Genomic DNA, 25,836 nt, shown 5'->3' on the forward strand with positions numbered 1-25,836 from the left:
AACGCGCGATTAACTTTGCGGGGCGGAGTTTTCGGATGTTCAGGTTCCTGGTTGCGGCCGCGGCCGTCGCACTCTCGACCGTTCAGGCGGTCGCAGGGGGCCATGGCGGCGGCGACCCTCCTCCGCCGAAGGTCGAGGCGCCAACGGCTCCCGCGAAGGTGATCCTGACCAAACAGGGCCCCAAGCTCGTCGATCTCAACGGCATGACGCTCTACTATTATGAGCGCGACACCACGGGAAAGACGTCGAACTGCAACGGCAAATGCATCGAGAGCTGGGTGCCGCTCGCCGCAACGGCCGACGCCAGGGCCGTCGGCGACTTCACCGTGATCAGCCGCAACGACGGCAGCAAGATGTGGGCCTACCGTTATCGCCCGCTCTACACGTCGCCCGCCGACAAAGCACCGGGCGACGTCAACGGCAATGCCACGACGCTGCAATGGCGGGTCGCCCGGCCTGAGAACTAGAGCGTGACAACGCACCAAAACTCGAACTGACCGGCGCAGACCTCAGCCGCGCCAGCGCCCGCCCGCCGCGGCCTGCGCGCCCTGCCCCGGCGGCAACACCACGACCATCGAATTGAGTTTCACCCGGTCGTAGAGATCGATGACGTCCTCATTGCGCATCCGGATGCAGCCGGACGAGATCGCCTGCCCGATATATTCGGGCTGGTTGGTGCCGTGGATGCGATAGAGCGTGTCCTTGTTGCCGACATAGAGATAGATGCCCCGCGCGCCCAGCGGATTGGCGGGACCGCCGGGAACGCGCGCGGGATAGGGACCGAGTCGCGCCTGAATATCCGCGGTCGGGACCCAGTCCGGCCATTCCGCCAAACGGCCGACTCGCGCCACGCCGGAGAACGCCATGGCTTCCTCGCCGACCGCAACGCCGTAGCGGATCGCCTTGCCCTCGGGCAGCACGTAATAGAGGTAGCGCGCGTCGGTATCGACCAGGATCGTGCCCGGCTGCTCCTTGCGGTGGTAATCGACGATGTGACGCAGATATTGCTCTGGCACGTTCGCCTTGGCGTAAGGCGCGTGCGCGAGCAACTGACGGTCGCGCGGCGTCATGCTCGCATCCGTCGATGGCGAAAGTGTCGTCTGCATGCAGCCACCCAGCGGCAGCAGGGCTGCGACGAACAAAACGAGTAGAGATCTTGGCACCGCCGGCCCCCCGATAGCGGAATAACAACGCTCCCAGCGTCGCCAGATATTGCCAAAATCGTGCTGAAAACAAGGCGGTGGAGGAACACATGCGCGTGTTCGGCAAATCGGGTTCCATCCACCACAAAGGGCGGAAGAGTGTCGCATCATCTCCATCCCCTCGCCTTGCTTTGGTCAAACCCGGCTGGACTCGTGCGGCATGGGGACCGGGGATGGGCTCACCTCGGATCAGCCCCGCGCCAATGCGGATGCCTTAACCTCGAACACTGGGCTTCAAAGGAGCTGCGATGCTCGCGACGCTGAACGCCAAGCAAATCGTCGATGAGATCGTGAAAGACACGGTCAAGGACAACGATCCTCACGACGCGGTCCAGATCTCGCCCGAGATCGTGCGGGCCTCGCGCCCCGCCAGCGTGTCGCCTGAGCTGGCGCCGGAGATCGCGCCGCGTCCGGAGCCCAGGTTTGCCCCGGAACCCAAGTTTGCCCCGCAGCCCAAGGTCGCGCCGAAGTTCACTCTGGAGCCGGCGCGCGCGCCCGAGCCCAGCATCAACGTCGTCTACGGAAAATCCACTGCGGCACCGTCGATCGACACCGCTGTCCGCGTCACGTCCAGCGATGGTCCCGTGATGAAGAAGCGGTCCTCCGTCGGCAAGTGGCTGCGCGGGGCGTTCGTCACGTTCCTGCTCGCCGGCGCCAGCGTGGCCGCCAGCATCGCCTGGGAGAAGCACGGCGACACAGCAAAGCAGTTGCTGGCCGAATGGACCCCGGCGCTGACCTCGCTGCTGCCGACGACCTCGTTGCTGTCTGCGACACCGCAGCAAAGCGCGCCGGTCGCCGCCGCCCAGGCTGCGCCGACCGCAGCGGAAGCCGCGCCCAACCAAACGGTGGATCAAGCTGCTGCGCCGCCCGCAGCTCAGCTTGCTGCGGCTGCGCCCGCGGCACCACAGCCCGTCGACGCGGCGCAGTCGGTGCAATCGATGACACGCGATCTCGCCGCCATGGCGCAGCAGATCGAGCAGCTCAAGGCCAACATCGCCGAGTTGAAGGCCGGACAGGAGCAGATGGCGCGCGAGATGGCGAGGCCACCCGCAGCGAAGCCGGTCACCGAAGCGCGGCCGCCGGTTGATCCGCGCGCACGCGCAGCCGCGGTCCCGTCGCAGCCCGCGGCGCCGCCGGTTCGCAAGCCCAAGCCGCCTGTAACGCGGACCTACATGCCGGCTTCTTCGCCCGCACCGCTCGCACCTCCGCCGCCGTCAACGCAGGCCGCCGCCGCGCCGCCGGCTGCGCCGACCACGACGACGCAAGCCGTTGCCGATGACGACGGACCTATCGTTCGTCCGCCGATGCCGCTGCGTTAGAATAACGCCGACGTCCCGCGCACGCTGTCCGAGTCGATGTGAAGCGTTAACTCCGGGCGATTACGGTGAGCGACGTCTCGCTCAAGAGAAAAGGCCGTCGGGATCTATGCCGGCGGCCTTCTCTTGCAGCTGCCGGTTCCCGGAGCCCGGTTCTGCTGCAATTCCATGCCTTAATGATCGCGCAGGCATATTTAATAAATTCTTAACGAGCCCGCACGCTGCACATCATTTCTGCGCCATAAGCCCAGAGATTGCGCGCTCTGTTCATTCGATAGAGGTCGACTCAGTGGTACCATCCGACATGTGTTGAGACTTGCACTGAAGCTCAGATCGTCACACCGGGGAATTCGGATGCCCTACTATTATTTCGATCTCGTGGTTGGTGAAGAGTTCAAGAACCAGGGTGGAATCATCCTCGAGGACATCGAGGTTGCCTCCGATCGCGCTGATCAATTGGCCTGCGAGCTGTCGCAGGTGAAGCCGGAGCTGCAGCAGAAGGGTTGCGCGGTGCGCGTCACCGATCGCGATCACAACGAGCTCTATCGCACGCCGCTCGATCCGGTGCCGGCCTGGCAGCGCTAGGCTAATCCAGCACTGGTGCTTCGAACCAGTTCGTCAGCGACAATCCGCCGTCGACGACGAAGGCCGCGCCGGTGACGTAAGCGGACAGCTTGTTCGACAGCACCGTGAGCGCCATCGGTGCGAGATCCCCGGCCTCACCGAGGCGTCCGAGCGGAATGTGCCGCGCCAGCGCGGGATCGGCGACGAACCCGCCGGCTGCGATCGCGCCGGGAACTAGAGCGTTGACGCGGATGTCGTAGCGTCCGAGCGTCTTGGCCAGCTCCTTCACCAGCATCGCCATGGCGGCCTTTGCCGTCGAGTAATGCGCCAGGTTGCGCGGCGTGCCCGCATGTAGCGAGGTCAGAAACAGGAACGAGCCCGGCCGCTTCGCCGCGATCAGACCTTTGGCGAGCCCGCGCGCCAGGTGAAAGCCGGCATCGAGATTGACGGCATGCATCTCCTGCCAGATGTTGCGATCGACTGCGAGCAAGTGATCCGCCTCGCGCCGCGGCGGCGAGGCGCTGTGGACGAAATGCGTGACCTCGCCCAGCGCGGAATGTGCTGATGTCAGCAGCTCATCGCAGGCCTCGAGGCTGGCAAGATTGCCGACCCAGGGCACGGCGAGATCTGGCCTCTCGCTCGCGCCGATCGCGGCGCGCACCCGCTCCGCGCTGACATCCGCGAACACGGTACGGATGCCCTCGCCGACCAGGCCGAGCGCGATCGCGCGGCCGATGCCGTTGCCCGCGCCGGTGACGAGCGCGGTGTCGCGGGTGGGATCGAACGGCGTGCTGAACAGGCTCATGTCGCGCTCCGATGCTGGGGAGCGCAGGTTAGCCTACTCGGCCGAGCGGCGACAATTGTGTCCCGATCCCATTGCCGAGCAGCGCGGCGGACGCTAGCCTCTCGAGAAAATGGAGGAGGTCCCAAGGATGCGAACCGGTTTTCTGATGACGGGCCTGTTGCTGTTGGCCGCCCCGGCCCTCGCTGGCGATGCGCCGCCGCGATCGACCTATGTGACGATGGTCTTGCAGGCCTTCGCCGCCAAGGTCGAGTGTCCCAACACCGATCTCGCCTATCAGGACCTCGTGCAGAGGGCGCAGCAGATGCAGCTACCCGACGGCACCACCGAGAAGGTGCGCAAAGCGATCGCCTGGATGCACACCGGCGGCAAGATGGGCGAGAAGCAGGACGATGACCTGATGGCGGAGGTCGCGATCGCGACCAAGGCGACCGACCTGGACCAGCGCCGCCTCGGCATGTCCGGCTGGTGCGAAGCCCAGAAGACCAATCTCGCCGGCCTGATCCGCAGCAAGGGTGGCTAGCGCGCCGGCTTCACCGCGTTAAGCACGCCGCGACGGAATCTCCGCCGCGGCCCAAAATCGTCACAATCCTCGAAAGCATGCGGCCTCTTTTCGGATTCGAACAGGAGGTCCTCATGCGGAGTATCCATTTCGTTTTCGCCGGCGCGATCGCAGCCGCCGCGGTGCTGACTGCGCCCGCATTGGCGAGAAACTCCGACGCCCAGAAGGGCGGGGAAAAGTCCACCTCGCCATCCTGCAGTGCCTATCAGCAGGCGCCGGACGGCTCGTGGGAACCGCTGCCCTGCAAGGAAGCCGGCGAGCGCGGGCAGCCCCAGACACAGAATCGCACGCCGCAGCAAGGCGCCGATCGCGGGGAGCGTTGAAACTCGCGCGTTCGAATGTCAGCTGTGATGCGGGCCGCGCATGATCTTCATGGCGTCCACAATGTGACGCCATTCCCTGGCCTCGTCGACTTCGCCGCGGCCCTCGCAGGCCTGGGCCTGCTCAGCGGCCTTCGCGATCGCAGCAAAGCCGTGCTGTTCGAGCATTTGCCGGGCAAGTGTATGGACCTGGACCTCGGACATCATGGGCGCTCTCCCGTGTGACCAAAGACGGCGCAACGCCGCCGGGGGTCGCTCACAACGATCGAGGCGTGGGGCGCGTTCCGTCGATGTCAGGTCCAAGACGTCGATGTGAGCGGCAAAGACAAAGGCGGCCCGCCATGCCCGGCGGACCGCCTTTTCACCCACCCCAAAACGTGAAGCTGCGCTCTACGCGACCGCCACCTTCTTGCGCTCGAAGTCGTTGGGCACCTCGATGTCGACCTCGAGGGTCGAGACCTCGTCGCCGCGTTCGAGCCGGACGATGACCTTGGTCGGGTCCAGCGTCACATGCTTGGACACGACAGCGAGAATTTCCTCACGCAGCACACCGAGCAGATCGGGCTGGCCGCGTATTCCACGCTCATGGGCAAGCAGGATCTGCAGCCGTTCGCGTGCGACCGGCGCTGTGGCCTTCTTGCCGCGGAGAAGTCGAAGCAGACCCATGCTCATGCAGCCCTCCGTCGCAGCAGGCGGTCCATAAATCCTCTGCGCTCGGCAGGAACGTGCATCGTCACGTTCTCGCCGCAGAGGCGCTTGGCGGCGTCCATATAGGCTCGTGCCGGCGCTCCATCGGCATTCGACAGAGTCACAGGCGTGCCGACGTTGGAGGCCTTCAACACGTCCTGGCTCTCGGGGATGATGCCGAGCAAGGGCGTGGCAAGGATCTCCAGGATGTCATCGATGGTCAGCATCTCGCCGCGCGCGGCGCGCGAGGGATCGTAGCGGGTGATCAGGATGTGCTTCTCGACGCGTTCACCCTTCTCGGCCCGCACCGTCTTGGAATCGAGCATGCCGATGATGCGGTCGGAATCGCGCACCGAGGAGACTTCCGGATTGGTGACGATCACGGCCTCGTCGGCAAAGCGCATGGCCATGGAGGCACCGCGTTCGATGCCGGCGGGGCTGTCGCAGATCACCCAGTCGAACCGGCTGCGCAACTCGGCGATGACCTTGCCGACGCCCTCCTCCGTCAGCGCGTCCTTGTCGCGGGTTTGGGACGCCGGCAGCAGCCACAAATTCTCCAGCCGCTTGTCCTTGATCAGCGCCTGCGGGAGTTTGGCGACGCCCTGCACCACGTTGATGAGATCGAACACGACGCGGCGTTCGGCGCCCATCACGAGGTCGAGGTTGCGCAGGCCGACGTCGAAATCGACGACGACGACCTTGTCGCCGCGCTGCGCGAGCGCCGCTCCCAGCGCGGCGGTGGTCGTGGTCTTGCCGACCCCGCCCTTCCCTGATGTCACGACCAGTACCTTACTCATTTGAAATGTCTCCTTTGCTGGTCAGTTCAGTGCTGTAATTCGCATGGTATTCCCCTGCAGCCAGGCCTGCGCCGGCTTGCCGCGCAGGGCCTCGTCGATGTCCTCGGCGGTTTGATAAAACCCGTCGATTGCAAGCAGTTCGGCCTCGATCTTCTGGCAATAGATGCGCGCGCTGGTGTGACCGTTGACGCCCGCCATAGCGCGGCCGCGCAGCGCGCCGTAGACGTGGATGGAGCCGCCGGCGACGATCTCGGCGCCCGAGCCGACCGAGCCGAGAATGGTGACGTCGCCTTCTGGGAAGATCACGGTCTGGCCCGAGCGCACCGGGGATTCGAGCAGCAGCGACGTCGGCTTGGTCTCGACCTTCGCTTCGGCCTTCTTCGACGCGCTCGGCTCGACCACGCAGCTGCGTCCGCCCGACAGCAGCGGCGGCATCATCGGCGTCAGCCTTCCCTCCTCCACACCCTCAATGCCGAGCACGCGGATGTTGCGGTCCTGCAGGCTGGTGAGCAGATGGCCGATGCCGGCCTGGCTGAGATCGACCGAGGACAGGTCGATCACCACCGGCCGGCCGGCGAAAAAGCCGGGCGAGCGCGCAATCGTGGCGTCGATCTCGTGCAGCCAGTCCTGCACCGGAACCGTCGGCGTGAACACGAAAGCCACATAGGAGCGCCCGCGCAGGCGCACCATCTGACGTTGGACCTTTGCTGCAGCCTCCATGGCGGCCGACTCGTTCCCTGTTATTGAATGGTTAACGATGCGGCCGATATGGTTAATGGCTGGTTAATGCCTCCGTGCGGTTACGTGAGCGGATGCAAAGTCCTGTACCCTGGATGGAGCCAACGGTCGGCGCGACGCGCCGCCCGTTGGCGCAATCCGGGTCTCGCGCCTCACCCGGCACTCTCCCGGATTGCGCTGCGCTTCATCCGGGCTACGAAGCTGGGCGCGGCGTAAACACCGCCCCCTCGTCTCTTCCGCTCAGGTCTTGCTGCGCGTCTTGCTGAGCAGATAGTTGTCGTAGAAATTCTCCGCGATCTGCGTATAGAACAGCACCTCCTTCATATACGCGTCGTGGCTCTCCTTGGTCCGCTTGAACAGGTCGCTCTTGGCAGCGAGCTCGTTCAGGTGCTCCTGGGTCGCGTTGTAGCAGGCCTCCAGCACCGGTTGCGGGAACGCCTTCAGCTCCGCGCCGCCTGCGATCAGGCGCTTGAGCGCCGCCGGATTCACGCTGTCGTATTTTTCCAGCATCCAGGCGCCGGCCGCCGCGCCCGCCTGGTTGACGATCGCCTGATATTGCTTGGGCAGCGAAGCCCATTTCTCGTCGTTGACGATCATGTGCAGCATGGCGCCGCCTTCCCACCAGCCGGGGAAGTAATAGTACTTGGCGACTTTCTGGAAACCGAGCTTCTCGTCGTCATAGGGACCGACGAACTCGGCGGCATCGATCGTGCCCTTCTCGAGGGCTGGATAGACGTCGCCACCGGCGATCTGCTGCGGCACGACGCCGAGCTTTGCCAGCACGTGGCCGCCCATGCCTGCGATGCGGAATTTGAGACCCTTGAGGTCGTCGACGGTCTTGATCTCCTTGCGGAACCAGCCGCCCATCTGGGTGCCGGAATTGCCGCAGAGGATGGCGTGCGCCTTGAACGGTTTGAGCGCCTCGTTGGTGAGGTCTGCGCCGCCGCCGAAATGCCACCACGATTCCTGGTGGCGATGGTTCATGCCGAACGGCGCGCCGGTGGCATAGGCCAGCGCCGGCTCCTTGCCGATGTAGAAATAGAGCGGGGTCTGCGCCATCTCGACCGATGCCGTGCTGACCGCATCGAGCGCCTGCAGGCCGGGAACGATCTCGCCGGCCGCAAAAGTCTGGATCTGGAATTTGTTGTCGGTGGCCTCGGCAACGTATTTCGCAAAGGTCTGCGCCGTGCCGAAGATGGTATCGAGCGATTTCGGGAAGCTCGACGTCAGGCGCCATTTAATCTCGGGCATGCTCTGCGCGATCGCAGGGGCCGCAACCAGCGTGGTCGCGCCGGCGACCGCACCACCTTGGAGGAATGTACGGCGTTTCATGATGGGTCTCCCTTGAACTCAGCGTCGAATGGATGGCTTGGGCCACGGTTTCTTGTCGAACCGTTTGCCCGTTCCGGGAGCGGAGTTCAAGCGACGGAAAAGACAGGTCGGGCTTGCACCGGATACCGTGGACCAGCTGGACCCAGCATGTCGCGGCGGACCCGCCCGCTCGGCCCGGCCTCGCCTCAGGCGGCCGCTGCTTCCTCGTACAGGCCGGCGATGAAATCGCTGAACGTCGGTGCTAGCGGCAGGACATAGCCCCATTGATCGGACATCGCCTGCGCCAGTGTCCAGGGCTTTTCGTATTCGGCCATCTCGTGGTCCATGAACCAGATCTTGCCGAAATGGGCCTTGTCGATCGTCATGCAGATCGGGTTGCCGCCGTGATCGCTCATGATCCACAGCAGCTCATCGACGGTCGGCCATTGCGGCGTCTGGCGCGTCTGCACCAGCGAGCACTCCTCGGTCCGCAATCCCAGCACCTCCTGCACCGAACCCGCCCAGTCCCCATGCGGCCAGTTGAAGTCGGCGCCCCCCTGATGATAGCCGCCGGCGCAGGCCAGCAGGAAGCGGCGATAGTCGTCCGGCAAGCGACAGCCGATGGACGTCTCGAAGGCGGTGAGCGCGGCTTCGGTTGGTTGCTCCGCGCCAACGTCGATGCCTGCAATGAATTCTGCCAATTTCATATTCCCTCTCCCTGGCGCGGGACGCGCAAGCCTTCGTCGCACCCGCCTTGCAGTGGGTTCGAGGACGACGGATCAGGCCAGAGGGAGAGATTCTCTCAGAGCAGCTTCGCGCTGACGAACAGCGCGCGCACGGCGTTGGTTGCCTGCACTGCCAGCATGGCGTTACCGGCGGCGCCTTCCAGGGCCGCGACGGCGTCCTCATGCAGCGAGCGAAATTCCATCCACTCGACCGACTTGAAGTTGGTCAGGAATTGATAGGCCTGGCCGACGGTCGCGATCGCCAACGTGTCGCCGTTCAGCTTGATCTTGAACGTCGTACGCAGCGGGGTCTCGGAACTGGATGGATCACTCATGGGCTGCTTCTGGACGAGGACGGCTTAAAGAAGGGGAAACGGCAGCCCCGCCGTCGCAGGCGAATATCAGGAATCGGTGCTCGCGCGCTGCGAGGCGGTCGTCGCTCCGCGCAGGCTCGGCACCACGACGAGGCGGTTGAACTCGCCATTGTCGTAGGCCTTGATGAACCGATCATAGTCCTTGATCGAGACGCAGCCGTTGGAATCGCCGCGCGGCCCGAGCAGGTAATTGTGCGTGAGCAGCCCGACGCGGCCGAGCGCGCTGGTGCCTTCGACCGGGGTCATGCGCAGCGCACGGACGCCGTGGAACGGCTTCTCGCGCGGCTTCAGATCGTAGATCGCCGGCGGCGTCGCGCCGACCATCCGCCGATCGACATGGTCAGGATTGTCCATCAGCGCGCCCAGGCCGGAATGGGCTTCCAGCGCCACGCCGCTCGGCAGGTAAACCGCCTTGGCCGAGATGTCGTAGACCGCGGTGCGCGAATCGTAGCCGAGAGCGGCGAGGTCCGGCCCCCTGCCGAGCAGGCCGTCGCCGGGCGTCAGCGAGGCCAGCTTGATCTTGTCGGTGAATTTTTCGAAGAAATTGCGGTTGTCGACCCTGAGATTGGTGTCCGCATAGGCCTGGCTGGAGGCGATCTGAGCGGAGAAGTCCGCCTGGACCGGACGCGCGCGCGGCATGGGGATGGCGTCGGCGCGCTGCGAGCGCCTCGCCTCCTCGGTCATGTACCGGTCGTCCTCGGTCAGGATCGAGCGCCAGTCGTCGCCTTGGAGCTTCTGGGCCAGCATCGCCTTGGCATCCCGCAGCTTGAGCTGGGCCGCATTCACCGCGGAGCGCTCCAGCACCCGCAAACCAAGCTCGCGCGGCGACGGGCCGGCCGAGGCCGAGGCGAAACGGTCCTCGAATGAGGGGGCATTGGCCGGCGGCAACGCCGCGGAGACCAGCGGGGTCGAATCGCTGATATCGGCGACCCACGCGGCGGCGCCGAGCGCCAGCGCCATCGCGGCCACGGACAGCAGAATCGTTTCAGCCCGCCCGACACGGCGGCGCGACAACAGCCTCTCGGCGTGTGCTGCGTCGGAAACCATCAGATCCCCAAATCGACCCCCGGGGGCTTACCCACCCCCACCCGGAGAGACTCTATACCAGCTACCACATTGGGAGCCAAAAGTTAGGCATAATCGGGGCCGCCAAGGCCCTCCAAAGGTATCCCCTAAGGTATCCAATGACCGATCCGTTCGATCTCGATCGCTTTGTCCGGGCCCAAGACCCGGTCTACGGCGACATCTTGGGCGAGCTGGCTAGGGGCCGGAAGCAGACTCACTGGATGTGGTTCATCTTCCCCCAGGTCGCAGGTCTCGGGTTCAGCGCCATGTCGCAGCGCTATGCCATCGGCTCCCGCGCGGAGGCCGAGGCTTATCTCGCCCACCCCATCCTCGGCGGTCGCCTGATCGAATGCACCAGGCTGGTGCTCGCGGTCGATGGCCGGACTATCAACGCGATCCTCGGCGCGCCGGATGACGCCAAATTCCGCTCGTCGATGACGCTGTTCGGCGCGGTCTCCGACGAGCCCGTCTTCGATCAGGCGCTCGCCCGATATTTCGCAGGCGAACGCGACGGCGCCACGCTGGAGATTCTCGCAAAGCTCGATCAGGCGCCGCGCTAGTCGGCGCCGATCAGCGCCCCTGGAAGACGGCCGCTCGACGCTCGATGAAGGATTGGATGCCTTCCTTGGCGTCGGCACTGCCGAGCACGCGATCGCGAATTTTCGGGATGTAGGCAATCGCGGCCGCTTCGCCAGCTTTGACATAGTTCGCCGCCGCTTCCTTGGTCACCTGAATGCCGAGTGGCGCATTGCGCGCGATCATGGCGGCGAGCGTCATCGCCCGCTCGATCTGCTCGCCTGCAGGCACGACCTCCTGGACGAGACCGATCGCATGCGCGCGCTGCGCCGAAAACTCGTCGCAGAGGAACAGATGATACATCGCATCGCCCCAGCCGGCCCGCGACAAGAAGCGGAAATGCGCGCCGCCCAGCGGTGCGATGCCGCGCCTCGCCTCCATCTGGCAGAAGCGTGAGTCATCGGCTGCAACCACGATGTCACCGGCGAGCATCAACTCGATGCCGATGGTGTAGACGATACCCTGCACGGCCGTCACGATCGGCTTGCGGCAGCGCTTGTTGAGCCCGAACGGGTCGACATTGCCGTCCTTGGTGTTGCGCTTCTCCGCGGTGGGACCGAAGAATTTGGGCATATCGAGACCTGCAGTGAAATCCCCGCCCTCGGCGCAGACCACGCCGACGCGATAGGCATCGTTGTCGTGCAGTTCGGTGAGTGCATCGGACAATTGCTCCATCATCGCAGGCGTGAACGCGTTCTTCTTCGCGGCGTTGGCGATGATGATCTTGAGGACGTGGCCGTGCACCTCGGTGCGGATCTGACCTTCGCTCATGTGCTCGTCTCCCGATTGTGGTGTTGGCAGCAAGTCAGGCCGGCTGCTGAAGCGCCGCGCGGATCGCCTCGATCCGGGCCGGCGTGAACACGCCGGAATCCAACAGCTGAAGGATCGAGAGCACCCCGCCGCGCGATCCCCAGCTTCCCTCATCGATGATCTCGAAATTGACCCACCAGGTCGGCGACGGCGCCGGCATGCTGCAGGCCTCCGCAAGTCGCGCCAGCACGTTGCGGATCACCTCGGCGCGCACCTCCGCCGGCCAGGCCGCGTTCATGACGGCGATGTTGACGGTGATGATGTCGCGCGGCTTGTCCTGATCGCACAGCAACCGGCCGCCGATCGCCATGCTGTCGGGCGGCAGGTCGTGGAAATGCACCTGGAACCCCATTCGGGCCGCCGGCGCCTTCTGGCCGACCTCCGGCTCGAGCACGGCGTCGGTCAGGCTTTCCGCAAGCTGCCGACGCTGCGGCAGGCCGAGCCGTCCGGCCGGTGCGGTGACGGTGATGATGGTCAAATTGGCATCTCTCCACGAATATGACACTCGTCATATTTCAGCGCGGCTTGCTTATGTCAAGTGTCATAGTCTAGATGGAGATGGCCAATTGCAGGATTCCCGATGACTGCCACCACACGCGACAGGATGATCGCCGGCGCCGCCGACCTGATGAGCCGCCGCGGCGTCAACGCCACCAGCATGCGCGACGTCGTCCGCCACACAGCGACGCCGCGCGGCTCGATCAGCCACCACTTCCCCGACGGTAAGCCGCAATTGATCGCCGAAGCCGTGACCTTCGCCGGACGGCAGGTATCCATTCCTCTGGAGAAAGCCATGAACGAACGCGGCGTGATCGGCGGCCTCAAGGCTTTTGTCGCATCATGGCGCCGTCAGTTGGAGGCAACTGGCTTCGAGGCCGGCTGCCCCGTGCTCGCCGTGGCGGTCGATCGCTATGTCGGTGAGCCCAGTGACAAGGACGACGCGGCCGCGCAGCAGCACCTGCTCGACCTCGCCGACGGCGTGTTCGCCGATTGGCGGCGGATCATGCAAGCAGCCTTGTTGCGCGAAGGACTGGCTGCCGAGCGCGCCGAGCGGCTTGCAACCCTCGTCGTCGCCTCGATCGAAGGCACGGTCGCGATGTGCCGCGCCAGCCGCAGCGCCGACGCGCTCGATCAGGTTCAGGAGGAACTGGAGATCGTCCTCGCAACCGCCCTCGCCTGCACAAAAAAATAGATTGGAGACGCGCATGGACTTGTCCCGACAACGCGAACTCGCCCGTCAGCTCGCCGATTTGCGTCGCGAGGGCCGGCAACAGAGCGGCCTCGACGAACGGCTGGTCCCACCGGATGCGGACACGGCGTACCAAGTCGCGCAGATGGTTGAAGAAGAACTCGGCTGGGATGTCGTCGGCTGGAAGATCGCGGGCATGAAGTCCGGGCTCCAGCGTCAGCTTCGCATCTCCTCGCCGATCTATGGGCGGGTGTTCGCGCCCCTGATCAAGAGCTCGCCCGCCAGCGTCGAGCATGCCAGACAATGCAGCCCTATCCCCGAAGTCGAGTTCCAGGCGCTTCTCGGCGCCGATCTGCCGCCGCGCGCGAAGCCCTATACGGTGGACGAGGTCGGCGACGCCGTCGCCTCGTTGCATCCCGGCATCGAGCTCGCCGAGTGCCGCTTCATTCACGACGCGGCGTTTCCGCCGATGCCAGCGATTATGGCCGACGGCTCTGGATCAGGAACGATCGTGCTCGGAGAGCCCATCGCCGACTGGCGCAGCCGCGACGTCGCCACTCAGGATGTCGTCCTCAATTGCAACGGCATCGAGAGACGCCGCGGCTCCGCTGCAGAGGCGATTGACCATCCGCTGGTGCCGCTGGCCTGGCTTGCCAACGAGCTGTCGCGGACCGGCATCGGACTCAAGGCCGGCCAGACGATCAGCACGGGAACGCTGACCGGTATGCTCCGGCCCAAGGCTGGCGAAACCTACGTTGCCGATTTTGGCCCGCTGGGATCGGTCAGCGCGACCTACAGCTGAGACGGCAAAAGAGCGTAAACCGCTGATTAACATGGCCGCCCTATCGTCCGGGCGAAATAATTCTCCGTTATTTGCCGGACAGATCATGAAAATCGGTACGCTCCTGACCAGCGCCATCGTCTCGCTCTCGACCGTCGGCGGCGGCCTCGCCGTCTACGTCGCCGTGACGAAATATCAGACCATGGAACTGATCAGCGAGGCGCAAGGCCGCCTCGCGATCGTCCGCGCGGTCAGCGACATCCCGCGCTATCTTAATCCGGAGCGCGGCTTTTCCACCAACATCCTCTATGGACCTGCGGCCATCGACCCTGCGCTGCTGGCCGAGCAGGACAAGCTGCGCAAGCAGACCGACCGCGCCCGCGACAAGATGAATGCACTGCGCAAGGAGCTGCCCGGCCCGTTCGACGACGGCACCACGATCGGCAGCAACATCGACGGCATCAACGCGAAGTTCACTGGCTTGCGCGAGGCCATCGACAAGGCGCTGGCGGGTCCCGCCGATGCGCGCAAGGACGCCGCCAAGAAGATCGTCGCCGACAATGCCGTGCTCAACGGCGGCGTGACTGCGCTGCTCAACGAGCAGGTCCGCCGCATGGCGATCCTGAACGGTGACGCCTACCGGCAGGCCAGCTACGCCAATGTCGCGATGACGCTGCGCGACGTCGGCGGCTTCAACTCCAGCCTGCACAAGAATCTCCTCGGCGGAAAGAAGCCGGCGACCGACGCCGAGAAGGCCGACATTGCCCGCTCGCAGGGCCGCAACGATCAGATCGTGATGTCGCTGCAGGAATTGCGCGGCAATCCAACAACGCCGGCGAACGTCGCGGAGGCCCTGGAGAAGTTCAACGCGATCTATGTCGAGGAGTTCGGCCGCGAGCTCAAGCTGGTGAAGGACGGCGCGATCACCGGCAAATACGAACACGACATGGATACCTATTACGCCGCCACGCAGCGCGGCCTCGGCACCATCATCGGCGTCCGCGACGCCTTCTACGACAACGCCGAGCAGATTCTCGCCGGCGCTTCGTCGGCCGCGCACACCAGCTTCACGATCGCGCTCGTCGGCCTTGTCGCCGTGCTGATCGCCAGCGCCGGCCTCATCGTGACGGTTCGCCGCCGCGTCTGCGCGCCGATCGTCGGCCTGACGACGCGCATGTCGCGGCTCGCCGACGGCGAGGTTGCGGAGACCATTCGGGGCGCCGAGCGCTCCGACGAGATCGGCGCGATGGCCGCGGCCGTTCAGGTGTTCAAGGACAACATGATCCGCGCCGATCGGCTCGCGGCCGAGAAGCAGGCCGAGAACGACGGCAAGATGCGCCGCGCCCAGGCGCTCGACGATCTCACCCGCGCCTTCGAGGCCAAGGTGACCGAGCTGGTCGGCGGCCTGTCGCGGGCCTCTGCTGCAATGGAAAGCACCGCGCAGTCGATGACCTCGACGGCGGCGCAGACCAACAGCCAGGCCGCCGTGGTCGCCGCCGCCTCCGAACAGACCTCGACCAACGTGCAGACGGTCGCGAGCGCCACTGAAGAGCTGACCTCCTCGATCGCGGAGATCGGGCGTCAGGTCGCCCAGAGCACCGAGATCGCGGCACGTGCCGTCGACTATGCCCGCCGCACCGGCGACACCGCGCGCACGCTCGCCGAGGGCGCGCAGAAGATCGGCGACGTCGTGACGCTGATCCAGAGCATCGCCGAGCAGACCAACCTGCTTGCGCTAAATGCGACCATCGAAGCCGCCCGTGCCGGCGAGGCCGGCCGCGGCTTTGCCGTGGTCGCCTCCGAAGTGAAGTCGCTGGCCGGCCAGACCGCCAAGGCCACGACGGAGATCTCCGAGCAGATCACCGCGATCCAGACCGCGAGCGACGAGACGGTGGCGGCGATCCGCAACGTCGCCGACGTCATCGCCGAGATCGACCAGATCGGCACCGCGATCGCGGCGGCGATCGAGGAGCAGGGCTCGGCGACCAAGGAGATCGCCCGCAGCGTTCAGGAGGCCGCCCGCGGCACCCAGGAGGTCAACAGCAACATCTCCGGCGTGCAGTGCGCCGCCGACGACACCGGCGCCGCGGCCAGAGAGGTGCTGGGCGCGGCCGAGCAGCTCTCGACCCAGTCGCGCGATCTCGCCGGCCAGTTCGAGCGCTTCCTCGGCGAAGTCCGGGCGGCCTAGTAAGGTGGCGCCTTGCGCGCGCGCTGCGCTTTCGCCGCCTCGATCCACCACGTCAGATCGTCGGCGAAGCGCGGAAACGAGCGCTCCAGGGCCTTGCCGCCATCGCCGATCGGCTCGCCGACTTCCGACAGCGTCTGCGCGATCGGGCCGACACCGATGGTGCTCGACACCACCACCATGCCCATCTCCGAGAGCGTGCCGTGCCAAGCGGTCGCCGCGCGCGCGCCGGACAGCCGGCCGGCCGAATAGCTCACGATCGCGGCCGGGCGCCAGAACCATTCCTCCAGGAAATGGTCGGTGAGGTTCTTCAGCCCGGGCTGCATGGCCCAATTGTACTCGCCGGTGACGAAGACGAATCCGTCGGCCCCGCGGATCTGCCCGGCCAGCTTCTCCAGCGCCTCCGGCGCCGAGCCCTTGGGATATTCCTTGTACATGCGGTCCAGCATCGGCAGCCCGATCGCCTTGGCGTCGATGAATTCGACGTCCTCGCCGCGGCCGCGCAGCCGGTTGATGACGAAATTCGCAAGGCGGATGCCCATGCGGTCGGAACGGTAAGAACCGTAGAGAACGAGAATGCGATTGCTCATGGCCGAACGGTAGCACGAAACCGGCGTCCAGCCCTACCCGATTTGTCGCACTACTTTCCGCGACCACGGTCCAGTGTTTGCGACGGCGTCTCGCCGAACTGGTCACGGTAACTTCTTGAGAAATCGCTGAGATGCCAGAAGCCATACGCCAGCGCGACCGCCTTGACGCTATCGGCCCCGGCAAGAAGGCGCCGACGCACCAGCCACAGCCGATGCAGACGCAAATAGCGGTGCAGGCTCATGCCGCGATAGCGGCGCACGACGTCGTGCATGGTGCGAACGGACAGCCCGAGCCTGCGCGCGATCTCATCGCTGTAAATCGGCTCCGACAGGTCGTCAGACAGCAGCGCGCGGATGTCCTGGAATGTCCTGAAATTCCGTCCGTCGTTGGGTCCGAGCGTCCAGCGGGCCGAAACGATCGCTGCAAAGGCCTCGTCGACGGCTCCGAGCAGGGACTCCTTCATCGCCGCTCCCTTCAGCAAAAGCTCCGCGGCCGGAATTGGCCCGGACGCCTCGGCCAGCACCTCGCGAACCACGCCGCGCAACCGCTGCAAGCCGGCCGTGGTGACTTCAAAAATCTTGAAGCTCGAGAGCGTCGACGGCCAGCCACGATCCCTCACCTCCGGGCGGAAAACCACCGAGGCGATTTGCCGCTGCACCTCCTCGACGGTGGTGTAGGCCGCCCCGCCGTTGCCAATGACCACAACGGGCCGCGCACGTTGCGAGCCGTTGAAGCGAATTGGCACGTTGAGATCGTCCATCGTGAAGCCGATCGCAGTGCAATTCTCCACGAGTTGTGCGTCAACCACCCTCGGAAATGCGCGCGTAAAATTCACGTCGCAGCCGGGTAAGGCGAGGATCGTCTGCTCAGCCGAAATCTTCCGCACAAAAGGGGTGAATTCGAAATTCAGCCCGCGTATGGCGCTTCGAAATTCGTCAACATCTGAAAAACGAAATGTTTTGAGTGCCGAGCTCGGCACATCGTCAATGCTGTTCATGGAAATAAGAGAATGCCGCGCCGCTCTGGATGTGCGTCCGGCCGCGGAATGCCGGTTCGCTTCCTCCCTCGATTATTTCGCTAGAATCGATTCTGTCGTGTCCTGATTAAATGGAGAGGAGCCGGTTGAAAGAACAATCCGGGACAACCCTGCCTCGCCGAATTTCGATAGCGTTTCCCACAGGGCCGGCGGTGCCGAAATACCCCAGCCTTCGACAATTAAAATTCAAATTAACACCTTTGCGGCGGAATGACCGTCGTTTGATCGTTCAATTTATTTAATTTCAGGCTCCTGCCATGACGGCAAATTCGCCTGCTGATAGTCTGGTGGATCTGGAGAACGCGGTTGCAACGTGTCCGCTGGACCGGTGCGCTCGCATCCTCTACGGCCTCTTGCAACTGCTCACAAGCAGCCGCGGCCGCTCCCAGGAATTGCTCGCCGATGTGGTCGACGGCATCCTGCTGCGACTGATCGAGCGGGTTGAGCCCAGCACGCTGATCGATGTCAGCGCGGTGCTCGCACAGCTCCAAGTGGCTCCGCCGAACACCGTGCGACGGCTCGCCTCGCACCACGATCCGGAAGTCGCCTGCCCTGTCTTGCTCCGATCGCAGTCACTGTCCACGGCCGATCTCACATCGATCGCAGCTGCGGGCGGCATAAGGCAGCAATGTGCCATTGCCGGCCGCGCGCCGATCGATCCACCGGTGATGGAGACGCTGATCACGGGTGGCAGCCCCAGCGTTTGTCTTGCGCTGATCGGCAACAGGGAGGCAAGGTTCTCCGAGGCCGCTTACGTTGCGCTGGTTGAGAAGTGCCTGGCGGATGACGAACTCACCAAGGCACTGGCGCTCAGGCCCGACACGCCCGACACAGTCATGCGGAAGTTGCTGTCGGCCTCGCCAGCGCCGAAATCCGGCATCGGACCGAACGCCACCGTCTCGCTTCAAGCCGCAACGGCCGCACCCATCGTCACCAAGCTACCCTCCGCGGCCGCCTATGCAAGCGCACGGCCGGAGATCGTTGCACTCAGCCGCATCGGCAAGCTGAACGATTCCACGGTGAACCGCTTCGCCATCCGCGGCGAGACCGCCAACCTCATCTCCGCGCTGTCGGTGCTTTCAGGCGCTCCCATCGAGATCGTCGAGCATGTCATGACCGACCAGGATTGCGAGGGTCTCGTCATGGCCTGCCGCGCCTCGCGGCTGAACTGGCAGACCACGCTCGCCATCCTGAGCAACCGCTGCGGCACGCGGCTTTCTTTCGCCGAGCGCGCACGCGCGCAGCACATTTTCGAGACGCTGCTTCTGTCGACCAGCCAGTGGACGGTGCGGTGGGGCGAAATTGCCGCAAACGCCAAGGAGTACGGTCGGGGACATCGCGACGCAAAAAAGATGGGGGTTAGCCGATGAAGTTCGACGGTCGCAAAGCCTTTCGCGTGAAAATGGACCACAGGCAGCCGGTCAATCTCATGGGATCCGACGGCACCTGGCGGCGCAGCTGCGTCCTGCTCGACGTCTCGCAGACGGGCGCGAAGGTCGAGGTCGAGGGCACGCTGGACGTGCTCCAGGCCAAGGAATTCTTCATGCTGCTGTCGTCGACGGGCCTGGCCTACCGACGCTGCGAGCTGGTCTGGATCGACGGCACCACCGCTGGCATCCACTTCGTCACCGCACAAAGCAAGAAGAAGCAGGCGATTACGCCGGCTGCCGCAGCACAGAGCTCCGATCAGGCCAAATAGACCGAGAATTCGACCCATCGATTGGAGCCCGCGCTATTCCGGGGCATATCCGTGCAGAACGCGCAAACCACACTCAAACCCACCAGCCTTGGCGGCATCGCAGTCAGTGGAGCGCCGCGCCCGTTCGTGCATGTGCTGGCCGACACGTCCGACAAGCTGGCCGGTGTGTGCTCGATCCTCGAGCAACGCTTTGCCGTCGCGGGCGAGCGGCTGGACGCTGAGGCCAAGCTGTCAGAGGTGCCGTCCGCCATCGTCATTCGCGCCGAGCTTCGCGATGTCGACAACATCGCGGCGATCAAGAAACGGGCGGGCAAGCTCGCAAAAGCGAAGAAACGGATTTTCCTGCTGGAGCACACCTCGCATGTCTCCGTTTCGCAGGCCTATGCGCTTGGAGCGACCCTGGTCCTGCCGGGCGCGATCAACCGGGCGAAGCTGCTGGCGGCGCTGTCTGATCCGCCTGATCCGCTCTCGGCTGCGTCGCGCGCGAGCGCGCAGGCCGACACTGCCGTCGAGACCGCCGCGACCGCGATCGCATCCATGTTCACCTCCGTCACCCTGGGCCAGCCGCTCGACGTAAACGCCACCAAGGAAGCCGGTCGCCAGATCGCCGATCGCATCACCCGGCATGGCCTGACGGAGTGGCTCATGACGGTGCGGCGGCACCACGAAGGAACCTATCAGCATTGCCTGCTGGTGACCGGTGTCGCCATCGACTTCGGACTGAGCCTCGGCGTCGGCAGGGCCGACCTGGAACGTCTCTACTCGGCGGCCATGTTCCATGACATCGGCAAGGCGCAGATTCCACTCGCCATCCTCGACAAGCCGGGCCGCCTCGATGCCGCCGAGCGCGCGCTGATCGAAACGCATCCCGCCGCCGGCCATACGTTTCTCAAGGACCATGACGGGATCTCGCCGGAGATTCTCGATGCCGTCCGCCATCATCACGAGTACCTCGACGGGAGCGGCTATCCCGATGCGCTCTGCGCCGAGAGCATTGGCGATATCGTCAGGATTCTAACGATCTCGGACATCTTCGCAGCCCTGATCGAGCACCGGCACTACAAGCCGACCATGCCGCGCGCGGAGGCCTACGACGTTCTGTGCGAGATGACGGGCAAGCTGGAGAAGGCGCTGGTCCGCGCGTTCAAGCAGGTCGCGCTCACGCGGTGAGCGCTGTGACCCGTCTCGAGCGCAGCCTAATGCGTCGCACGATGGCTGGCGCGGCGCGGGATGGAGCGGCAGGCCAGCCCGTCGGCCAGCAGCTTCATGTCCTCGTGCCGGCCGCTGCGAATCAGCCGGCCGAACTCTTCGGGTGTGAAAGGAAGACTTGGATCATCATCGATCTTAGGCCGCAGTCGCGGACCGAAGAACCGCCGAACCAGGCTAGCCAGCCGCCGCATATCAATTCCCTCGCGCCAGCAACAAACCTCTCAGTCCGCATATTGTTCCTCCCGCGACTTCGAGATTGCAAGAGGCCACTCGCGACACCGCACCAAATATTTTCGCTAGAGAATAATCTCCTCTTGCTCGTGCTAATCGGCAAAACCCACGTAACGCACGAACTGGTGGTTGTGCTCGCGGTCCGAGCGCACGGCGTTCGCGGCAAAGCCGTCGTCGGGATAGCCCATCGCGACACAGGTCATGATGACCTCGTCTTCCGGAATCTCGGCGACCTCGCGCACGATGTCGGAGCGCATGATGCCCTGCCCGTTGATGACCGAGCCGAGCCCGCGGTCCCACGCCGCGAGCACGATGCCGTAGCAGAGCGCGCCGAGATCGAAGTGGCAGACCGCGCCGGGATCGAGCACGCGGTCATAGGTCAGCACCAGCGAGACCGGCGCGTCGAACTGGCGGAAGCCGCGCAGCACCCAGTCCTGCCGCATCGGCTTGTCGTCGCGCGCGATTCCCATCGCGCCGAACAGCTTCTTGGCGATGTCGACCTGCCGGGTGCGATGCACGCCCTGGTATTCGCCATGGCTGACGATGTCGCGCTTGACCTTGGCGCCGCCGGCCATCTCCGACATGTTGCGGCGACGCACCTCCTCCAGCGGATGACCCGTGAGCACATGGACATGCCAGGGCTGGGTGTTCATCGACGAGGGCGCGCGCTTGGCGCTCTCGATGATCGCCTCGATCACCGCGCGCGGCACCGGCTCGTTCTTGAAGCCACGCACGCTGCGGCGCGACTGGACCAGCGTCTCGAATTCCACCTCGTGAACCTCCCTGCCCGTCGTCCGGCCTTGCGACGCACGCCGGTTGCCGATGCTGCCCGCAAAACCTATGCTAATGACCAAGCAAGACCAAGAACCCTGTGAGGAAAGCCCATGGCCGCACCGCTCGATCCCGTCATCGCCCAGATCATTCCGCTCATGCCTATGCGCGATCCCACGGTCATGACGCCACAGAGCGCCCGCGATTCCTTGCGCGCACTGGCTGCCTCGCGTGCCGCCATTCCGCCGCCGCCGGTCGATAGCGTCGAGGATATCAGGGTGAAAGGCGGCGCCAGTCTGCTTCCCGCACGGGTCTATCGGGTCGGCGCCGCGCCGGCACCGACGGTGGTGTTCTTCCACGGCGGCGGCTGGGTTGCGGGCGATCTCGAAACCCACGACCGGCAGGCGCGCAACCTTGCGATCGAGACCGGCGCGGTCGTCGTCTCCGTCGACTATCGCCGCCCACCCGAGACGCGCTTTCCCGGCGCCTTCGAGGATGCTTTCGCCGCGGTCAGCGACGTGTTTGGCCGCGTCGCGGAATTTGGCGGTGACGCAAAGCGCTTCGGTGTTGCCGGCGACAGCGCCGGCGGCAATCTCGCAGCGACGAGCGCGATCGCCTGTCGAGAGGCCGGCATCAAGCTCGCCGCGCAACTGCTGGTCTATCCGGTCACCGACGTCGTCGGCGCTTATGCCGATGCGCGCGAGAACGCGCGCTATCCCTCGCGCAGCGAGAACGCCGAGGGCTACTTCCTCACGCGGGCGACGATGGAATGGTTCTGCGGCCATTATCTCGCCGATCCCGCGCACGCCGGCGACTGGCGCGTCTCGCCGCTGCGGGCTGCCTCCTTGGCCGGCGTCGCGCCCGCGGTCGTAACCACCGCCTGGTTTGATCCCCTGCGCGACGAAGGCGCCGCCTATGCGCGGGCGCTGGAGGCCGCCGGCGTCCGCGTCAAGCACCATGAGGGTCCCGGCCTGATCCATGGCTATTTCGGCATGGGCGACGCCTCCGACGTCGCACGCGCCGAAGCGCAGCGCGCGCGGGCCGACTTCAAGGCGCTGCTGATGCGCGGCGCGTGAAGGCGATCAGGCGCTCTGCGCCCGCTGCGCCGCTGTGTGCCCCCAGGTCTCGTCCCAATCCTGGCCAGCGGCATCGACCACGCGGCCGTCGGCCTCGAAAAACTTGTTCGGCACCTGGAAGATCGCCAGGATCAACGCGCCGTCCGGGCACCAGGCGGCGTGCCGGCTGCCCGCCTCGCGCCAGATGAATTCGCCGGCCTTGCAGGCAATGCCCTTGGCCGGACCCTCCTTGTCGACGAGCGCGCCTTCGATGACCCAGCTCTGCTCGATGCCGACATGCTCGTGATCGGGCAGCACCGATCCTGGCGCAAAACGCATCAAGGCGGTCATCAGCCCCGTACGGCGATCGAACAGTAGCGTCTTGGCCTCGCAGCCCGGAAAGCGCGTCTTCTGCCAATCCATGTCTTGGGGTCGAACCAGGTGGGAATGCCGATCGGCTGCCTGGTCGTGCGGGATCGCGGCGTCCATCACGATGCTTCCTCTCCATTCTCAAGGGACCGACGCTAGCAGGATCGCCCGATGCGGTCAGCGAGCACTGCAACAGAGGCGACATCCTCCGAGCTGGCGCGCAAAAATCAGCGGGCGACCGGGCGGCCCAGTGCTCATCCTGCTTGATTGCGCCACGATTCCCGGCTCCAATCTCCCGGCCATTTCTGGTTCAGGAGACCCCCATGATGAAACGGATTTTCCTCGCTGCGATCGTTGCCACCTTCGCAGCGGGCTCGGCCCTTGCGCAAGAAACCTGCGAGAGCAAGGCCGTCGGCAAGGACGGCAAGCCGCTCGCCGGCGCTGCCAAGACCTCGTTCCTGAAGAAGTGCAAGGAAGACGCCTGCGCGCCCAAGGCCGTCAGCGCCGACGGCAAGCCGCTCGCCGGCGCCGCCAAGAGCAGCTTCATGAAGAAGTGCGAGACCAGCGCGTAAACGCAGTCCGTTCCCGGCTTCTTCAGCAAAGCCATCACAAGCGAAATGCCGTCATGGCCGGGCAGAAGCGCGTCTTCGCGCGAGAATGTCCCGGCCATTTGCTTTTTGTGCCTCCCCGCCGCCAGTTTCCGACACGCGCCGAGCGCGTAAAGCAAACGCGCCGCGACCCTAGACAGAACGCAGCGGCTGACAGATGATGCGGCGCTGAGCGAACCGGGGCGCATCAACGAGGCTTCCAGCAAAGGATGGACGAGATGTTGCAGTTCCGCGTGCGTGATCACTTGGTGGCGATAATGAGCGTGCTCTTTACGCTGCTTATGATCGTTGACGTTGCCAACGCGAGAGGCCCCGGCCTGCCCAACGTCATGGTTCTCGCAACCGGCGGCACGATCGCCGGCAGCGGGGCGAGCAGCACCACCGTCATCGGGTATACCGCGGCCACGGTGGGCATCGAGACCCTCTTGAACGCCGTCCCCGAGTTGAAAACCGTGGCCAACGTCAAGGGCGAGCAGGTCTTCCAGATCGCCAGCGAGAATATGAACAATGATTATTGGCTGAAGCTCGCCAAGCGCGTCAATACGCTCCTCGCGCAGGACGACGTGGACGGGATCGTGATCACGCACGGGACCGATACGATCGAGGAAACCAGCTATTTCCTGAATCTGGTCGTCAAGAGCAAGAAGCCTGTGGTCGTCGTCGGTGCGATGCGTCCATCGACCGCGATCAGCGCGGACGGCCCGATCAACCTCTTCAATGCGGTGATCCTCGCAGGCAGTGAAGAAGCCGTCGGCAAGGGCGTGCTCGTCGCCCTCAACGATCAGATCAACGCCGCGCGCGACGTCACCAAGAACAACACGTCCACGGCAGACACCTTTCGCACGCCTGAGCTCGGCTTTCTCGGCTACATGCAGGGCAACAAGCCGTATTTTTATCGCCAAACGACCCGCCGGCACACGGCGGATTCCGAATTCGACGTGTCCAAGCTCGATGTCCTGCCGCAGGTCGACATCGTCTACGGCTACGCCAACATGAACCGGGTCGCGATCGACGCCTTTGTCGCCGCCGGCGCCAAGGGAATCGTGCATGCCGGCGTAGGCGACGGCAGCCTGGCCCGCCCGGCGGTCGAGCCGGCGCTCGACGATGCCCGCAAGAAAGGCGTGCTGATCGTTCGCAGCAGCCGTGTCGGCAACGGCATCGTCGCGCGCAATGGCGAGGCCAAGGACGATGAGCACGACTTCGTCGTCTCGGATACGCTCAATCCCCAGAAGGCGCGCATCTTGCTGATGCTGGCGTTGACCAAGACGACCGACACCAAGGACATTCAGCGGATGTTCTACGCCTATTAGAGGCTACTTGCGCTTGAAACGGTAATCGAAAGCGGCGCCGAACGGCTTGATCAGCCCGGCCGTCGGCGCCGGAAAATGGATCGGCAGGATCAGCGTGTCCGTGTCGGCAACAGAGGCGAAGAACTTTAGTCGCGACATCGCCGACTGCTTCGCATCCCAATCCGGCTTCGCCGACCAGCCCGGCTCGCGGCACTGGATCTGGTGATGCATGAGGTCGCCCGCGACCACGGCGCGCTGGCCGTTCGAAGAAATGTTCACGCAGCAATGACAAGGCGAATGCCCCGGCGTCGGGGTCAGCGTCACGGTATCGTCGAGCGCGTAGTCGTCGTCGACCAGCAGCGCCTGCCCGGCCTCGACGATAGGCAGGCAATTGTCGCGAAAGACGGTGCCGGGCGGATTGTTGCCCTTGGCATGCTCGGCCTCCCAGGCCGCATACTCGCCCTTGTGGAAGACATATTTCGCGTTGGGAAACGTCGGCACCCAGCGTCCGTCGCGCAAGGTCGTGTTCCAGCCGGTATGGTCGATGTGCAGATGCGTGCAGAACACGTAATCGATCTGCTCGAAGCCGATGCCGAGCGCGAACAATTCGTTGCGCCAGCGCGCCTTGCCGGGAAAATCGAACGGCGGCGGATGGCCCTTGCCCTCGCCGGTGCAGGTGTCGACAAGGATGGTGTAACGCGGCGTGCGGACCACGAAGGTCTGATAGGTGATCACCATCATGCCGCGCGCGGCGTCGAACACCTCCGGCTCCATTGTCGGCAGATGGCGCTTGAACACGTCTTCGTCATAGGCCGGGAAGAAATCCTGCGGCCGGCGCCACGGCCCCTCCCGCTCGATCACCGCATCGATGGTGATGTCGCCGATCCGGACTGGCTTCATGGGTGTTCGCTCCCTTTTTGACGAAAGCGTAGCGAACGGAATCAGGGCATTCAAGGCGCCGAACCCGGGAGCCT

Annotated in this window: 33 protein-coding genes; 15 read left to right on the plus strand and 18 right to left on the minus strand. The window is 64.8% G+C overall.

What is annotated here, in order from left to right:
* The first annotated feature begins 35 nt into the window (after nt 1-35).
* Entirely contained in the window at nt 36-467 is a 432-nt protein-coding gene (locus ABIA45_RS10495) for a hypothetical protein (RefSeq protein ID WP_404651954.1), read from the plus strand.
* Between the two features lie 42 nt (nt 468-509).
* Here the strand turns inward: ABIA45_RS10495 and ABIA45_RS10500 are convergent, their stop codons facing one another.
* A complete protein-coding gene (locus ABIA45_RS10500; protein ID WP_404651956.1) occupies nt 510-1,106 on the minus strand; it encodes a L,D-transpeptidase in 597 nt (198 codons plus the stop codon).
* Nucleotides 1,107-1,450: 344 nt separating this feature from the next.
* Here ABIA45_RS10500 and ABIA45_RS10505 point away from each other — a divergent pair, with 344 nt between their 5' ends.
* Entirely contained in the window at nt 1,451-2,521 is a 1,071-nt protein-coding gene (locus tag ABIA45_RS10505; RefSeq protein ID WP_404651958.1) for a hypothetical protein, read from the plus strand.
* 351 nt (nt 2,522-2,872) lie between these two features.
* A complete protein-coding gene (locus tag ABIA45_RS10510; RefSeq protein ID WP_025035960.1) occupies nt 2,873-3,103 on the plus strand; it encodes a DUF6894 family protein in 231 nt (76 codons plus the stop codon).
* Nucleotide 3,104: 1 nt separating this feature from the next.
* Here ABIA45_RS10510 and ABIA45_RS10515 read toward each other — a convergent pair whose 3' ends face one another.
* On the minus strand, nt 3,105-3,887 hold the full coding sequence (locus ABIA45_RS10515) for an SDR family NAD(P)-dependent oxidoreductase (protein ID WP_271546824.1): 783 nt from the start codon (nt 3,885-3,887) through the stop codon (nt 3,105-3,107).
* Between the two features lie 127 nt (nt 3,888-4,014).
* Between ABIA45_RS10515 and ABIA45_RS10520 the strand changes: the two genes are divergently transcribed.
* Both ABIA45_RS10520 and ABIA45_RS10525 read left to right on the plus strand, forming a co-directional pair.
* On the plus strand, nt 4,015-4,407 hold the full coding sequence (locus ABIA45_RS10520; protein ID WP_271546826.1) for a hypothetical protein: 393 nt from the start codon (nt 4,015-4,017) through the stop codon (nt 4,405-4,407).
* A 113-nt stretch (nt 4,408-4,520) separates the two neighbouring features.
* Nucleotides 4,521-4,769, plus strand: coding sequence for a hypothetical protein (locus tag ABIA45_RS10525; protein WP_404541438.1), 249 nt, complete (start codon nt 4,521-4,523; stop codon nt 4,767-4,769).
* An 18-nt stretch (nt 4,770-4,787) separates the two neighbouring features.
* Here the strand turns inward: ABIA45_RS10525 and ABIA45_RS10530 are convergent, their stop codons facing one another.
* The 8 genes from ABIA45_RS10530 to ABIA45_RS10565 form a co-directional block, all read right to left on the minus strand.
* A complete protein-coding gene (locus ABIA45_RS10530; protein ID WP_271546830.1) occupies nt 4,788-4,973 on the minus strand; it encodes a hypothetical protein in 186 nt (61 codons plus the stop codon).
* A 183-nt stretch (nt 4,974-5,156) separates the two neighbouring features.
* A complete protein-coding gene (minE, locus tag ABIA45_RS10535) occupies nt 5,157-5,438 on the minus strand; it encodes a cell division topological specificity factor MinE (RefSeq protein WP_157287460.1) in 282 nt (93 codons plus the stop codon).
* Nucleotides 5,435-6,250, minus strand: coding sequence for a septum site-determining protein MinD (gene minD, locus ABIA45_RS10540; RefSeq protein WP_036022837.1), 816 nt, complete (start codon nt 6,248-6,250; stop codon nt 5,435-5,437). The genes minE and minD overlap by 4 nt, the downstream gene beginning before the upstream one ends.
* Before the next feature lie 21 nt (nt 6,251-6,271).
* Nucleotides 6,272-6,970: a septum site-determining protein MinC gene (gene minC / locus ABIA45_RS10545; protein WP_275499248.1), complete on the minus strand. Its 699-nt coding sequence runs from the start codon at nt 6,968-6,970 to the stop codon at nt 6,272-6,274.
* Nucleotides 6,971-7,228: 258 nt separating this feature from the next.
* Nucleotides 7,229-8,320: a TRAP transporter substrate-binding protein gene (locus ABIA45_RS10550; protein WP_157287464.1), complete on the minus strand. Its 1,092-nt coding sequence runs from the start codon at nt 8,318-8,320 to the stop codon at nt 7,229-7,231.
* Between the two features lie 185 nt (nt 8,321-8,505).
* Complete coding sequence (locus tag ABIA45_RS10555; RefSeq protein WP_271546839.1) at nt 8,506-9,006, minus strand: SMI1/KNR4 family protein; 501 nt, start codon at nt 9,004-9,006, stop codon at nt 8,506-8,508.
* Nucleotides 9,007-9,101: 95 nt separating this feature from the next.
* The gene (locus ABIA45_RS10560; protein ID WP_024338019.1) at nt 9,102-9,359 is read right to left on the minus strand and encodes a hypothetical protein; all 258 of its coding nucleotides are present in this window, start codon (nt 9,357-9,359) and stop codon (nt 9,102-9,104) included.
* Nucleotides 9,360-9,425: 66 nt separating this feature from the next.
* Entirely contained in the window at nt 9,426-10,376 is a 951-nt protein-coding gene (locus ABIA45_RS10565; RefSeq protein ID WP_157287478.1) for a DUF2778 domain-containing protein, read from the minus strand.
* 206 nt (nt 10,377-10,582) lie between these two features.
* On the opposite strand from ABIA45_RS10565, the gene ABIA45_RS10570 reads away from it, so the two are divergent.
* Nucleotides 10,583-11,023, plus strand: coding sequence for a DUF1810 domain-containing protein (locus ABIA45_RS10570; protein ID WP_275499253.1), 441 nt, complete (start codon nt 10,583-10,585; stop codon nt 11,021-11,023).
* A gap of 10 nt (nt 11,024-11,033) precedes the next feature.
* Here ABIA45_RS10570 and ABIA45_RS10575 read toward each other — a convergent pair whose 3' ends face one another.
* Together ABIA45_RS10575 and ABIA45_RS10580 are read right to left on the minus strand one after the other, a co-directional pair.
* Entirely contained in the window at nt 11,034-11,810 is a 777-nt protein-coding gene (locus ABIA45_RS10575) for a crotonase/enoyl-CoA hydratase family protein (protein ID WP_271546841.1), read from the minus strand.
* A gap of 34 nt (nt 11,811-11,844) precedes the next feature.
* Nucleotides 11,845-12,327 (minus strand): tautomerase enzyme, encoded by a 483-nt coding sequence (locus ABIA45_RS10580; protein WP_271546843.1) that lies wholly within the window; start codon nt 12,325-12,327, stop codon nt 11,845-11,847.
* A 126-nt stretch (nt 12,328-12,453) separates the two neighbouring features.
* On the opposite strand from ABIA45_RS10580, the gene ABIA45_RS10585 reads away from it, so the two are divergent.
* The 3 genes from ABIA45_RS10585 (at nt 12,454) to ABIA45_RS10595 (ending at nt 16,007) form a co-directional block, all read left to right on the plus strand.
* Nucleotides 12,454-13,041, plus strand: a complete 588-nt coding sequence (locus ABIA45_RS10585; RefSeq protein ID WP_225155977.1) for a TetR/AcrR family transcriptional regulator — start codon at nt 12,454-12,456, stop codon at nt 13,039-13,041.
* A gap of 1 nt (nt 13,042) precedes the next feature.
* A complete protein-coding gene (locus ABIA45_RS10590; RefSeq protein WP_404651965.1) occupies nt 13,043-13,840 on the plus strand; it encodes a 2-keto-4-pentenoate hydratase in 798 nt (265 codons plus the stop codon).
* Between the two features lie 85 nt (nt 13,841-13,925).
* Entirely contained in the window at nt 13,926-16,007 is a 2,082-nt protein-coding gene (locus tag ABIA45_RS10595; protein WP_404651967.1) for a methyl-accepting chemotaxis protein, read from the plus strand.
* Here the strand turns inward: ABIA45_RS10595 and ABIA45_RS10600 are convergent.
* A complete protein-coding gene (locus ABIA45_RS10600) occupies nt 16,004-16,594 on the minus strand; it encodes an NADPH-dependent FMN reductase (protein WP_404651968.1) in 591 nt (196 codons plus the stop codon). The genes ABIA45_RS10595 and ABIA45_RS10600 overlap by 4 nt on opposite strands.
* Before the next feature lie 50 nt (nt 16,595-16,644).
* Nucleotides 16,645-17,592, minus strand: coding sequence for a helix-turn-helix domain-containing protein (locus ABIA45_RS10605; RefSeq protein WP_404651969.1), 948 nt, complete (start codon nt 17,590-17,592; stop codon nt 16,645-16,647).
* Between the two features lie 296 nt (nt 17,593-17,888).
* On the opposite strand from ABIA45_RS10605, the gene ABIA45_RS10610 reads away from it, so the two are divergent.
* The 3 genes from ABIA45_RS10610 to ABIA45_RS10620 are packed head-to-tail and all read left to right on the plus strand — an operon-like array spanning nt 17,889 to nt 20,500.
* On the plus strand, nt 17,889-19,001 hold the full coding sequence (locus ABIA45_RS10610) for a DUF2336 domain-containing protein (RefSeq protein WP_404651970.1): 1,113 nt from the start codon (nt 17,889-17,891) through the stop codon (nt 18,999-19,001).
* The gene (locus ABIA45_RS10615) at nt 18,998-19,330 is read left to right on the plus strand and encodes a PilZ domain-containing protein (RefSeq protein WP_036033812.1); all 333 of its coding nucleotides are present in this window, start codon (nt 18,998-19,000) and stop codon (nt 19,328-19,330) included. The genes ABIA45_RS10610 and ABIA45_RS10615 overlap by 4 nt, the downstream gene beginning before the upstream one ends.
* Before the next feature lie 51 nt (nt 19,331-19,381).
* Nucleotides 19,382-20,500, plus strand: coding sequence for an HD-GYP domain-containing protein (locus tag ABIA45_RS10620; protein ID WP_404651972.1), 1,119 nt, complete (start codon nt 19,382-19,384; stop codon nt 20,498-20,500).
* Between the two features lie 26 nt (nt 20,501-20,526).
* Here the strand turns inward: ABIA45_RS10620 and ABIA45_RS10625 are convergent, their stop codons facing one another.
* Both ABIA45_RS10625 and ABIA45_RS10630 read right to left on the minus strand, forming a co-directional pair.
* The gene (locus ABIA45_RS10625; protein ID WP_036000317.1) at nt 20,527-20,730 is read right to left on the minus strand and encodes a hypothetical protein; all 204 of its coding nucleotides are present in this window, start codon (nt 20,728-20,730) and stop codon (nt 20,527-20,529) included.
* A gap of 132 nt (nt 20,731-20,862) precedes the next feature.
* Nucleotides 20,863-21,540 carry a nitroreductase gene (locus ABIA45_RS10630; protein ID WP_225114113.1) on the minus strand — a complete coding sequence of 226 codons (678 nt, stop codon included), beginning with the start codon at nt 21,538-21,540 and terminating at the stop codon, nt 20,863-20,865.
* Nucleotides 21,541-21,654: 114 nt separating this feature from the next.
* Here ABIA45_RS10630 and ABIA45_RS10635 point away from each other — a divergent pair, with 114 nt between their 5' ends.
* A complete protein-coding gene (locus tag ABIA45_RS10635; protein ID WP_157284660.1) occupies nt 21,655-22,617 on the plus strand; it encodes an alpha/beta hydrolase in 963 nt (320 codons plus the stop codon).
* A gap of 6 nt (nt 22,618-22,623) precedes the next feature.
* On the opposite strand, the gene ABIA45_RS10640 is transcribed toward ABIA45_RS10635, so the two are convergent.
* Nucleotides 22,624-23,085 carry a cupin domain-containing protein gene (locus ABIA45_RS10640; protein WP_036000328.1) on the minus strand — a complete coding sequence of 154 codons (462 nt, stop codon included), beginning with the start codon at nt 23,083-23,085 and terminating at the stop codon, nt 22,624-22,626.
* A gap of 203 nt (nt 23,086-23,288) precedes the next feature.
* On the opposite strand from ABIA45_RS10640, the gene ABIA45_RS10645 reads away from it, so the two are divergent.
* Nucleotides 23,289-23,537 carry a hypothetical protein gene (locus ABIA45_RS10645; protein WP_157284659.1) on the plus strand — a complete coding sequence of 83 codons (249 nt, stop codon included), beginning with the start codon at nt 23,289-23,291 and terminating at the stop codon, nt 23,535-23,537.
* A 293-nt stretch (nt 23,538-23,830) separates the two neighbouring features.
* Nucleotides 23,831-24,883 (plus strand): type II asparaginase, encoded by a 1,053-nt coding sequence (locus ABIA45_RS10650; protein ID WP_404651975.1) that lies wholly within the window; start codon nt 23,831-23,833, stop codon nt 24,881-24,883.
* 3 nt (nt 24,884-24,886) lie between these two features.
* Here ABIA45_RS10650 and ABIA45_RS10655 read toward each other — a convergent pair whose 3' ends face one another.
* Nucleotides 24,887-25,762 (minus strand): MBL fold metallo-hydrolase, encoded by an 876-nt coding sequence (locus ABIA45_RS10655; protein WP_404651977.1) that lies wholly within the window; start codon nt 25,760-25,762, stop codon nt 24,887-24,889.
* Between the last annotated feature and the right edge of the window lie 74 nt (nt 25,763-25,836).

It is taken from the genome of Bradyrhizobium sp. USDA 336, from assembly GCF_044908355.1.
Classification (GTDB): domain Bacteria; phylum Pseudomonadota; class Alphaproteobacteria; order Rhizobiales; family Xanthobacteraceae; genus Bradyrhizobium; species Bradyrhizobium yuanmingense.